This window comes from Stenotrophomonas sp. SMYL11 (assembly GCF_036320005.1).
Lineage (GTDB): Bacteria > Pseudomonadota > Gammaproteobacteria > Xanthomonadales > Xanthomonadaceae > Stenotrophomonas > Stenotrophomonas maltophilia_A.
Window position 1 is genome coordinate 145,109 of record NZ_JAWIRS010000008.1, and the last position, 11,519, is coordinate 156,627.

Annotated in this window: 10 protein-coding genes; 3 read left to right on the forward strand and 7 right to left on the reverse strand. The window is 66.7% G+C overall.

Features of this window, described 5'->3' with window-relative positions; genetic code table 11:
- Positions 1–125 precede the first annotated feature (125 nt).
- The 7 genes from der to ndk all read right to left on the reverse strand — a co-directional run bounded on the left by der (position 126) and on the right by ndk (position 6,757).
- The gene (gene der / locus V3B46_RS13080) at positions 126–1,523 is read right to left on the reverse strand and encodes a ribosome biogenesis GTPase Der (RefSeq protein ID WP_329892097.1); all 1,398 of its coding nucleotides are present in this window, start codon (positions 1,521–1,523) and stop codon (positions 126–128) included.
- Between the two features lie 17 nt (positions 1,524–1,540).
- Positions 1,541–2,749, reverse strand: coding sequence for an outer membrane protein assembly factor BamB (gene bamB / locus V3B46_RS13085; protein ID WP_121503076.1), 1,209 nt, complete (start codon positions 2,747–2,749; stop codon positions 1,541–1,543).
- Complete coding sequence (locus V3B46_RS13090; protein ID WP_154263277.1) at positions 2,749–3,387, reverse strand: YfgM family protein; 639 nt, start codon at positions 3,385–3,387, stop codon at positions 2,749–2,751. The genes bamB and V3B46_RS13090 overlap by 1 nt, the downstream gene beginning before the upstream one ends.
- Positions 3,388–3,452: 65 nt before the next feature.
- Positions 3,453–4,325, reverse strand: a complete 873-nt coding sequence (locus V3B46_RS13095; protein WP_154263276.1) for a RodZ domain-containing protein — start codon at positions 4,323–4,325, stop codon at positions 3,453–3,455.
- Between the two features lie 18 nt (positions 4,326–4,343).
- Positions 4,344–5,129 carry a type IV pilus biogenesis/stability protein PilW gene (pilW, locus tag V3B46_RS13100; RefSeq protein ID WP_329892098.1) on the reverse strand — a complete coding sequence of 262 codons (786 nt, stop codon included), beginning with the start codon at positions 5,127–5,129 and terminating at the stop codon, positions 4,344–4,346.
- On the reverse strand, positions 5,116–6,321 hold the full coding sequence (rlmN, locus tag V3B46_RS13105; protein WP_005409296.1) for a dual-specificity RNA methyltransferase RlmN: 1,206 nt from the start codon (positions 6,319–6,321) through the stop codon (positions 5,116–5,118). The genes pilW and rlmN overlap by 14 nt, the downstream gene beginning before the upstream one ends.
- 10 nt (positions 6,322–6,331) lie before the next feature.
- On the reverse strand, positions 6,332–6,757 hold the full coding sequence (gene ndk, locus V3B46_RS13110) for a nucleoside-diphosphate kinase (protein ID WP_008265389.1): 426 nt from the start codon (positions 6,755–6,757) through the stop codon (positions 6,332–6,334).
- A 381-nt stretch (positions 6,758–7,138) separates the two neighbouring features.
- Between ndk and V3B46_RS13115 the strand changes: the two genes are divergently transcribed.
- The 3 genes from V3B46_RS13115 (at position 7,139) to V3B46_RS13125 (ending at position 11,504) form a co-directional block, all read left to right on the forward strand.
- On the forward strand, positions 7,139–7,792 hold the full coding sequence (locus tag V3B46_RS13115; RefSeq protein WP_006431024.1) for a TetR/AcrR family transcriptional regulator: 654 nt from the start codon (positions 7,139–7,141) through the stop codon (positions 7,790–7,792).
- Between the two features lie 39 nt (positions 7,793–7,831).
- Positions 7,832–10,204, forward strand: a complete 2,373-nt coding sequence (locus V3B46_RS13120; RefSeq protein ID WP_154263274.1) for a 3-hydroxyacyl-CoA dehydrogenase/enoyl-CoA hydratase family protein — start codon at positions 7,832–7,834, stop codon at positions 10,202–10,204.
- Positions 10,205–10,295: 91 nt separating this feature from the next.
- The gene (locus V3B46_RS13125; protein WP_329892099.1) at positions 10,296–11,504 is read left to right on the forward strand and encodes an acetyl-CoA C-acyltransferase; all 1,209 of its coding nucleotides are present in this window, start codon (positions 10,296–10,298) and stop codon (positions 11,502–11,504) included.
- The last annotated feature ends 15 nt before the right edge of the window (positions 11,505–11,519 follow it).

Below are 11,519 nucleotides of genomic sequence, written 5' to 3' on the forward strand. Positions count from 1 at the left end.
GATACACGCTCTGGCCGGCCGGGGGCCGCCAACCTCGCTCACACGCCAGGCATCATCGGGTTGCCGGCCAGCGGCCGGCACTACCACAAACGAAAAAGGCGGCCCTACGGCCGCCTTTCTCTGCATCACTTGCCCTTGACGTGCTTCATCAAGCGCCGCTTGGCCTTGACCTGCCGCTCGGTGAGGACGTTCTTCTTGCCCTCGTACGGGTTGGTACCCTCGCGGAAGATGAAGCTCACCGGCGTGCCGATCAGCTTGAAGCGCTTGCGGAAAAAGTTCTCCAGGTAGCGCTTGTACGATTCCTGCAGCTCCTTCAGCCGCGTGCCATGCACGATGAAGGTCGGCGGGTTTGCCCCGGCCGGGTGCACGTAACGCAGCTTGGAGACATGGCCGCGGATGGTCGGCGGCGGGTTGGTCTCGTACGCCACTTCCAGCGCCTTGTTCACTTCGCTGGTGGTGAAGGTCTTGTTCGCCGATTCGTGCGCGCGGTGCACCGCACGGAACAGCTCACGCAGGCCCGAGCCATGCTTGGCCGAGATGCGCACGGACTCGGCCCACGGCACGAAGCCCAGCTTCAGCGACAGCATGGTTTCGGCCTGCTCGCGCTGGTACTCGGTGAGGCCATCCCACTTGTTGATGGCAATGACCAGCGCGCGGCCGGCGTCAAGCACGGCACCGAGCACGGTGGCGTCCTGGTCGGTCACGCCTTCGGTGGCGTCGAGCATCAGCACGGCCACCTGGCACTGCTCGATCGACTGCATGGTCTTGACCACCGAGAACTTCTCGACGACCTCGTCCACGCGCGAACGACGGCGCAGGCCGGCGGTGTCGATCAGGCGGTATTCGCGGCCATCACGCTCCAGGTCCACTGCGATCGAGTCGCGGGTGGTGCCCGGCACGTCGGAGGCGATCATGCGCTCCTCGCCGAGGATGCGGTTGACCAGGGTGGACTTGCCCACGTTCGGGCGGCCGACGAAGGCGATGCGGATGCGGTTCGGATCGTTGTCCAGCTCTTCGCCACTGCCTTCTTCCGGCAGGCGCTGGACCATTTCGTCCAGCAGGTCGTCCAGACCCTGGCGGTGCGCGGCCGACACGGTCAGCATCTCGCCGAAGCCGTAACGGGCAAATTCCGAACGCACGGTGTCCTCGTCGGTGCCGTCGATCTTGTTGATCAGCAGCAGCGTCGGGCGCGACAGCTTGCGCAGCCAGGCCAGGATCTCGTCGTCCATCGCCGAGGTACCCTCACGGGCATCGACCACGAACAGGATCAGGTCGGCTTCCGCCGCAGCGGCACGGGCCTGGCGGGTGGTAGCCCCTGCCAGACCCTCTTCCTCTTCCGCGATACCGCCGGTGTCGACGACGAGGAAATGATTGTCCTCGTCCAGACGGCAGACACCGTAGTTGCGGTCGCGGGTGACGCCGGGCTGGTCATGGACCAGCGCGTCACGGGTGCGCGTAAGCGCATTGAAAATAGTCGACTTGCCGACATTCGGCCGTCCAACCAGGGCGACCAAAGGCAGCATCGCGATTACTCCAATTTTTAATTTGCCAACCGGAAGGCGGTCAGCTTGCCATCAACGTTCTGCACCAGCAGCACCCCGTCTACGACGATTGGCTGGGCCAGCAGGGCGTCACCGCCGCTCTTTGCCCGTGCCGCCATCGCACCATCGGAGGTCTGCAGCCAGTGCACGTATCCCTTGTAGTCGCCGACCACGACGTAGTCGCCGTGCAGTGCCGGGCCGGTCAGCGAGCGACGGGCCAGTGCGGTCTGCGACCACATCGCCGCACCGCTGGCCTTGTCCAGGCCGAACACGCCGCCCTTGTTGTCGGTGACGAACACATTGCCAGACGAGACCGCCACGCCACCGGCACCGCCATGGTCGCGCGCCCACAGCGGGCGACCGGTCGGGCCTTCGATGGCCATCGTCTGGTTCTTGAAGCTGCTCACGAACAGGGTGTTGCCATCCAGCACCGGCGCACCGTCGACATCGGCCATGCGCTCCAGCTCGGTACGGCCTTCACCGTTGCCCACATTCTGTTCCCACAGGGTGCGGCCATCCTGCTGGGCCAGGGCGGCAACCGCGCCCTCGTCCTTGCCGATGAACAGCACGCCCGGGCCGGTCACCACCGGCGCGTTGCCACGCACGGTCAGCGCCGGCAGCTCGCTCGGGTTGAACCACTTCTGGGTGCCGTTGCCTGCATCGAACGCGGTGATGCGGCCGTCATTGCTGCGCACGTAGACCGCGCCCTGGGCGATGGCCGGCGCGGCGATGACTTCACCCGGAACACGGGCGCGCCACTTCTCGCTGCCATCGTTGATGTCCAGGGCGATGACCTGGCCATCAAGCGTGCCGATCACGACCAGGTTCTCACCGACCCCCGGGCCGCCGGACAGGCGCAGCTTGGCCTTCTTCTTTTCCTTCTTCGGCTCCCAGGTCCAGACCTTCTTGCCGGTCTGCAGGTCGATGGCGTGCACGCCACCGGTGAGTGCCGCAGCGAACACGTGGCCGTTGGCAACGGCCGGGCCCTGGCGCACGCCGATGCGGCGCTCGCCCTTGCCGAGGTTGACCGACCAGGCCTTGTTGACCTTCAGGGTCGGCTCGAACTTGACCAGCTCAGCCGGTTCCTGTGCCTTCTTCGCGGCCGCGTCCTTGCCGGCGAACCAGCCCTTCACGGTGCTGCAGCCGGTCAGGGCCATGCCCATCAGGAGCACGGTGGCGACGCGGGTGATCATGACCTTCTGACTCATCAAACCGACTCCGCAGGGGCGGCAACGGTGCCGCCGGCGTCCATAACCTTGGTTTCCAGCAGGCGCCGCTGCGGCGCTGCCACGTCCAGCGACTTCAGCGCTTTCTCGTACTGGCCCCGGGCGTCATCACGCTTGCCCTGCGCCATCAGCGCGTCGCCATGGATTTCCAGGCTGCTGCTGTCGGTGGCGCTGCCCAGCAGCTTGATCGCCTCGTCACTCTTGCCGGTGGCCACCAGCAGGCGGGCCACACGCTGGTCGACCACGCGCTGCAGGTCACCTTCGACCTTCACGCCGCGCAGGGTGGCCAGGGCTTCTTCGTTCTTGCCGGCGTCGACCTGGGCCTTGGCCAGCTGCAGCGCCGCAAGGTCGCCGTAGATGCTGGACGGGCCGGCTTCGAGCGCCTTGACCGCCTTGGAGGCGTCGTCGAGCTTGTTCTGCTGCAGGCCAACGAGCACCTTCTGGTACTCGACATTGGCCGAGGCCAGCTTGCCGCCCTGATCCTTCTGGTACCACTGCCAGCCGGCAATGGCACCGATGGCGATGACTACGCCACCGAGGATGCTGGCGCCATTCTTCCGCAGCCAGCTGCGGACGCGTTCACTTTGTTCGTGCTCGTCGAGCAGATCGTCGATCGCCATGCGTACTCTCGCCCCGCCCATCGGGAGGGACCATTGGGATTAATCGAAGGTGGTGAAACCGCGCCTCAGTGCGAAACCGGGACTACGGAGCCTTCAGAGGATACCTGAAAGCGTGCCACGTTGGCTCGCTGGTAGGGGGTCAGATCGACGATAGCGCCGTTCTGCTGAACCTGGACCGCCGAGGCGTTGCCCAGGGTCACCCGGGCCACCTGGCCCGGCGTGAAGCTGCGGCTCTCGCCGGACTTGATCAGCGCCTTCTCGACGGTAGCGCCGTCCGGGCCGCCGATATCGACCCAGCTGTCGCCACTGAACTGCATGTCCAGGGTGTTGGCGGCAGCCGCTGGTGCCGGGGCTGAACGCGGCACCGGGGCCAGCGAGGCTACGTACGGGGTGGCGGCCGGCTTGCTGGCCGGGGCGCTCGCCACGTCAGCCACGGCGGCCGGCTCGACGCCGGCGGCAGACGGGGTCACCGGCACAGCGGCCGGGATCGCGTCCAGCGAAGCGGTGTTCGGCGACGGCGTCGCACTGCCATCAAAATGACCACGGGTGGCGAACCACACCGGCACCGCCAGCACCGCGGTGATACCGACATACAGCACGCGACGGCCGAAATTCTCGGCAATGCGGCGCGCACGCGGGGTATGGGTATGGCTGACCAGGGTGGGCGGCACCACCGGGCCGACCTGGGCCTGCTCCAGCAGCTGGCTCACATCCACGTCCAGCAGGCGCGCGTAGCTGCGCAGCTGGCCGCGCACGAACACCGGCGCGCCGAGCTTCTGCCATTGTTCCTCTTCCAGCGACTTGACCACCTGGACCGGCATGCGCAGGCGCGAGCCGACATCTTCGAGGGTCAGTCCGGCCGCCTCGCGGGCCTGGCGCAGGCGGCTGCCGCAGCCGGCCGCAGTCTCGAGAGCGCTCACAGTCTGGTCATCAATCACAATGCATCAACCCTGGAGTTAGGAGCCCGCTTCCTGCGGAAATTCCTGTCGAATGCGCTGAAGATAGCGGTCAGATGCCGCCCGATCACCCAGCCGCGCTTCGATTTGAGACGCAAGTTGTAACACGGAACGCGTTGCGGGTGCAGCCGCAATCCTACGTTCGGCGAAGGCCCGGGCCTCCATGAAGCGGCCCTGGCGGAAGCTGAGCTGGGCCATCGCCTCCAGCGCGACCGGGTTTCCCGGCAGCGTTGCCAGCGCCGCACGCAGGTCGCGCTCGGCACGTTCGAACTGGCCCGCATCCAGCGCACAGCCGCCGGCATTGGCCTGTGCTTCGGCCGCCGTGGCGTAGCCCGGCGCCTGCAGCGCACGATCGAACCAGACCAGCGACTCGGCCGGCCGGCCCTGCTGGCACAGCCACGCGCCGTAATTGTTGAGAATGTCCCCGCGCTGCGGCGCCTGTTCGGCAGCCCTGCGGAAGCTCTCGCCAGCCTGCTGGGTCCGGCCACGGCGCTCGTCGATGCCGGCCAGCAGCACCAGCGCATCGGGCGACTCGGGGGCCAGCTTCAGCGCCTCGCGAGCCTTGCGTTCGGCCGCATCGAGGTTGCCCACCTGCATGTCGCGGGCGGCCAGGGCCAGCAGGTCCTGCAGGCGCACCTGGCGCCGCACGCTGTCCGGATCACGGACCGAGTAGAACGGCGCCTCGCTGGGGCCCAGCTTGGCCTTGGGATGGGATTTGCAGCCGCCGACCGCAACGGCCAGCACGCCTGCGAGCAGAACCAGCCAAAGGCGGTCAGGCCGCGGCATCGCTCCCCTTCCCCGCCTGCAGCGTCTTGTTGAACTCCGCCTGGCGGCGGGTGCGGTCCATCACCTGGCCCTTGAGCTGGCCACAGGCGGCGTCGATGTCGTCGCCACGGGTGCGGCGGACCATCGTCAGCACGTTGCTGTCGAGCAGGATCTTCTGGAAGGCGCGGATGTGCGCCTCTTCCGAACGCTCGTAGCGGGTGCCCGGGAACGGATTGAAGGGGATCAGGTTGACCTTGCCCGAATCCTTGGCCTGCACCGCGTTGTCGAACTGCCGCATCAGGCGGGCCAATTCGCGTGCATGCTCGGGCTTGTCGTTGATGCCCTTCATCAGGGTGTATTCGAAGGTGACCGATTCGCGGCGCTTGTTGGCGCGCAGGTAGCGTGCGCACGAGGCCATCAGCTCGGCGATCGGGTACTTCTTGTTGAGCGGCACCAGGGTCTCGCGCAGCGCGTCGTTCGGCGCATGCAGCGACACCGCCAGCGACACGTCGCTTTCGGCAGACAGGCGATCAATCTGCGGTACCAGGCCGGAAGTGGACAGGGTCACGCGCTTGTTGGCCAGGCCGTAGCCCAGGTCGTCGCGCATCACGCTCATGGCGCGCACGACGTTGTCGAAATTCATCAGCGGCTCGCCCATGCCCATCATCACCACGTTGGTGAGGCGGCGCATCTGGTGCGGCACGTTGCCCAGGTGGCGTGCGGCAACCCACACCTGGCCGATGATCTCGGCGGTGGTCAGGTTGCGGTTGAAGCCCTGGGTGGCAGTGGAGCAGAACGTGCAGTTCAGGCCGCAACCGACCTGCGAGGACACGCACAGCGTGCCGCGGGTCTTGTCCGGGATGTACACGGTCTCGATGGCGTTCTTGCCATCCACGCCCATCGCCAGCAGCCACTTGTGGGTGCCGTCGGCGGAGGGCTTGTCGAACACGATGTTGGGAACCAGCACCTCGGCATGGGCCTGCAGCTTGGCGCGCAGGACCTTGCCGAGGTCGGTCATTTCATCGAAATCGGTGACGTAGCGATGGTGGATCCACTTCATCACCTGATGGGCACGGAACTTCTTCTCGCCGAGAACCTCGACGAAGAACTTCTCCAGGCCCGCGCGATCGAGGTCGAGCAGGTTCTGCTTGCCAGCCGTGGGTGCCGACTTCGGCAGCGGCTGGATGGCGGGGGACTGTACGACCTCGTTCACGGCATTACTCTCAGCGCGAAACGACTTCGGTGGCGGCGAAGAAGTAGGCGATTTCAATCGCGGCATTCTCGACCGAGTCCGAGCCGTGGGCGGCGTTGGCATCGATGGATTCGGCGAAGTCGGCGCGGATGGTGCCCGCAGCGGCTTCCTTCGGGTTGGTGGCGCCCAGCAGGTCGCGGTGGGCCAGGACGGCGTTCTCGCCTTCCAGGGCCTGGATCATCACCGGGCCGGAAATCATGAACTCGACCAGCGCGTTGAAGAACGGACGCTCGCGGTGCACGGCGTAGAAGCCTTCGGCTTCACGGCGCGACAGCTGCTTGTACTTGGCGGCCACGACCTTCAGGCCGGCCTTCTCGAAGCGGGCGTAGATTTCGCCGATGACGTTCTTGGCAACGGCGTCCGGCTTGATGATCGAAAGGGTGCGCTCCAGCGCCATGGGATGTCTCCAATGGAATCGGGCCGCTGATGGCCCGAAGGGTAACATGAAAAAAACCCGCGTCGGGACGCGGGCTTAGCCTGATAAACGTAGGCGAATTGTAAAAGATAAAGCGGCAGGGTGGTAGTGGGGGGGGGGGGGGGGGGGGGGGGCGGCGCCGCGGGGGGGAGGGGGGGGGGGGGGAGCGGCCCGGGCGCCGCAGGCCGCCGCCGGGGGGGGGGGGGGGGGGGCCCCCCCCCCCCCCCGGCACTACCCTTTGCGCCCATTCACCCACCTGAGTGAAATCTGACCGGTCCGGGCATTTTTGCTGCACTGCAAAATGCCATACGCTAGCGTCTGGTCCTAGTATCAAACAATCGTTTGATTAAGGTCCGCCCGCCGATGGCCAAACCCGCCCACTTCTCGACCAAGGACCGGATCCTCGGCGCGGCCGAGGAGCTGTTCGCACAGCACGGCTTCGCCGGCACCTCGCTGCGCCAGGTGACCAGCCAGGCCGACGTCAACATCGCCGCGGTCAACTACCACTTCGGCTCCAAGGAAAACCTGGTCAACGAGGTGTTCCGCCGCCGCATGGACGAGATGACCGGCGCGCGCCTGGCGCAGCTTGAGCGCGCGCGCAGCGAACACCCCGGGCAGCTGCGCCCGGTGCTGGCCGCCTTCGTCGAACCGGCGCTGGCACTGGCCCAGGACCGCCAGAACGGCGGCGCCTTCGTGCGCGTGATCGCCCGCGCCTACGCCGAGAAGAACGACAACCTGCGCAAGTTCCTGTCCGACCACTACGGCCACGTGCTGCGTGCGTTCGGCAAGGCGATTGCCGAATGCGCACCCGACCTGAGCAAGGAAGAGCTGTACTGGCGCTTGGATTTCCTGGCCGGCTCGCTCACCTATGCCATGGCCGACTTCGGGCTGATCAAGCGTCCCGCCGGTGTCACCGAAGCGGCGCATCGTGCCCATGCCGCCCACGAACTGATCCATTTCGCCGAAGCCGGGTTCCGCGCCGCCGCACGCGCCAGCGCCCTGCCCGCTTCCCCTTGATTCCACCCAGTAACTGCTGACCAACAAAGGCCCTACACCATGTCCAATTCCCTGCTAGTCCGCCGCGCCGCCGTGCTGGGTGCCGGCGTCATGGGTGCCCAGATCGCCGCCCACCTCACCAACGCTGGCGTCGACACCGTGCTGTTCGACCTGCCCGCCAAGGAAGGCCCGGCCGACGGCATCGTGCTGAAGGCGATCGCCAACCTGGGCAAGCTGAGCCCGGCGCCGCTGGCCAGCAAGTCGCTGGCCGAAGCCATCACCCCGGCCAACTACGAGTCCGGCCTGGAGCAGCTGAAGGACTGCGACCTGATCATCGAGGCCATCGCCGAACGCATGGACTGGAAGCAGGACCTGTACAAGAAGATCGCGCCGTTCGTGGCCGACCACGCCGTGCTGGCCTCCAATACCTCGGGCCTGGGCATCAACAAGCTGGCCGACGTGCTGCCCGAGCAGCTGCGCCACCGCTTCTGCGGCGTGCACTTCTTCAACCCGCCGCGCTACATGCACCTGGCCGAGCTGATCCCGGCCACCACCACCGACGCCGCCGTGCTGGAAGGCCTGGAAGAATTCCTGGTCACCACCCTGGGCAAGGGCGTGGTTTACGCCAAGGACACCCCGAACTTCATCGGCAACCGCATCGGCGTGTTCTCGATCCTGTCCACCATCCACCACACCCAGCAGTTCGGCCTGGGCTTCGATGAAGTGGACGGCCTGACCGGCCCGCTGGTTGGCCGCCCGAAGTCGGCCACCTACCGCACCTCCGACGTGGTCGGCCTGGACACCATGGCCCACGTCATCAAGACCATGGGCGACACCCTGCCGAATGACCCGTGGCACGAATTCTTCAAGTCGCCGAAGTGGCTGGACGCGCTGATTTCCAAGGGCGCACTGGGCCAGAAGACCGGCGCCGGCATCTTCCGCAAGGTCGGCAAGGACATCGTGGTGCTGGACCTGGAAAAGCAGGACTACCGCCCGGCCGACCGCACCGCCGCGCCGGAAGTGGTCGAGATCCTGAAGATCAAGAACCCGGCCGAGAAGTTCGCCAAGCTGCGCGAGAGCCAGCACCCGCAGGCGCAATTCCTGTGGGCGACCTTCCGCGACCTGTTCCACTACAGCGCCTACCACCTGGCCGACATCGCCGAGACCGCGCGCGACGTCGACCTGGCCATCCGCTGGGGCTACGGCTGGTCGCTGGGCCCGTTCGAAACCTGGCAGGCCGCCGGCTGGAAGCAGGTGGCGCAGTGGATCGCCGATGACATCGTCGCCGGCAAGAGCATGAGCAACGCCCCGCTGCCGGACTGGGTGTTCGATGGCCGCGACGGCGTGCACGCCGCCGAGGGCAGCTACAGCCCGTCGCGCAACGCCAAGCTGCCGCGCTCGTCGCTGCCGGTGTATCAGCGCCAGCGCTTCCCCGATCCGCTGCTGGGCGAGAAGTTTGCCCCGGGCGAGACCGTGTTCGAGAACGACGGCCTGCGCATGTGGCACGACGGCGACGGCATCGCCGTGGTCAGCTTCAAGACCAAGATGAACACCGTGTCCGACCACGTGCTCGACGGCCTGCAGGAATGCGTGTCACTTGCCGAAAAGAACTTCCAGGGCCTGGTGATCTGGCAGCAGAAGGAACCCTTCTCCGCCGGCGCCGACCTGGCCGGTGCGCTGGGCCTGCTGCAGGCCGGCAAGGTCGACCAGTTCGAAGAGATGGTCGCCAACTTCCAGCGCACCAGCCAGCGCATCAAGTACTCGCTGGTGCCGGTGGTGGCTGCCGTGCGCGGCCTGGCGCTGGGTGGTGGCTGCGAGTTCCAGATGCACAGCGCCAAGACCGTGGCCTTCCTGGAAAGCTACATCGGCCTGGTCGAGGCCGGAGTGGGCCTGCTGCCGGCCGGTGGCGGCCTGAAGGAACTGGCCGTGCGCGCCTCGCAGGCCGCTGGCCCGGGCGGTGACGTGTTCGCCGAACTGAAGAAGACCTTCGAGACCGTGGCGATGGCCAAGGTCTCCAACTCGGCGGTCAACGCCAAGGAGCTGGGCCTGCTGCGCAGCACCGACAAGGTGGTGTTCAACAGCTACGAGGCGCTGCACATCGCCAAGGCCGAAGCACGCGCGCTGGCCGAAGCGGGCTACCGTCCGCCGCTGCCGGCACGCCGCATCCAGGTTGCTGGTGACGTCGGCATCGCCACCTTCAAGATGATGCTGGTCAACATGCTGGAAGGCCGTTTCATCAGCCCGTACGACTACGAGATCGCCGAGCGCATCGCCACCGTGCTGTGCGGCGGCAAGGTCGACCGCGGCACCCTGGTCGACGAAGAGTGGCTGCTGACCCTGGAGCGCAAGCACTTCGTTGAACTGGCCCAGCAGGAAAAGACCCAGGCCCGCATCGCGCACATGCTGAAGACCGGCAAGCCGCTGCGCAACTGATTGATGGCGGGTGCCGGCTGCGGCCGGCACCACCTGCTGTGGCAGTCGAGCATGGCTCGACTCTACAAACCCCATTCGAGAGATCACTGCAATGACCAAGCAAATCCAGGACGCCTACATCGTCGCCGCCACCCGCACCCCGGTTGGCAAGGCGCCCAAGGGCATGTTCCGCAATACCCGCCCCGACGACATGCTTGCGCACGTGCTGCGCAGCGTCGTCTCCCAGGCCCCGGGCGTGGACGTCAACCGCATCGATGACGCAATCATCGGCTGTGCCATGCCGGAAGCCGAGCAGGGCATGAACGTGGCGCGCATCGGCGTGCTGCTGGCCGGCCTGCCGAACACCATCGCCGCGCAGACCGTGAACCGCTTCTGCTCCTCCGGCCTGCAGGCCGTGGCGCAGGCCGCCGACGCGATCCGCCTGGGCAACGCCGACCTGATGCTGGCCGGCGGCACCGAGTCGATGTCGATGGTGCCGATGATGGGCAACAAGATTGCCATGGCGCCGAGCGTGTTCGACAACGACCACGTCGCCATCGCCTACGGCATGGGCATCACGGCCGAGAAGGTCGCCGAAGAGTGGAAGGTCTCGCGCGAAGACCAGGACGCCTTCGCCCTGGCCTCGCACCAGAAGGCCATGGCCGCGATCCAGAACGGCGAGTTCAAGGACGAGATCAGCCCGTACGAGATCGTCTCGCACCTGCCGGACCTGGCCGATGGCCAGCGCATCATCACCCGCAACAAGATCGCCGACACCGACGAAGGCCCGCGCCCGGACTCCTCGGCCGAAGGCCTGGCCAAGCTGCGCCCGGTGTTCCGCAACGGCCAGTTCGGCGGCACCGTCACTGCTGGCAACTCGTCGCAGATGAGCGATGGCGCCGGCGCCGTGCTGCTGGCCTCGGAACAGGCGATCAAGGATTACGGCCTGACCCCGCTGGCCCGTTTCGTCAGCTTCTCGGTAGCCGGCGTGCGCCCGGAAGTGATGGGCATCGGCCCGATCGCCGCGATCCCGAAGGCACTGAAGCAGGCGGGCCTGAGCCAGGACCAGCTGGACTGGATTGAACTGAACGAAGCGTTCGCCGCGCAGTCGCTGGCGGTGATCCGCGATTGCGGCCTGGACCCGAACAAGGTCAACCCGCTGGGTGGCGCGATTGCCCTGGGCCACCCGCTGGGTGCGACCGGCGCGATCCGCACTGCAACCCTGCTGCACGGCCTGCGTCGTCGCCAGCAGAAGTACGGCATGGTGACGATGTGCATCGGCACCGGCATGGGCGCAGCGGGTATTTTCGAGGCGCTGTAAGGTTCAAAGCGTTGC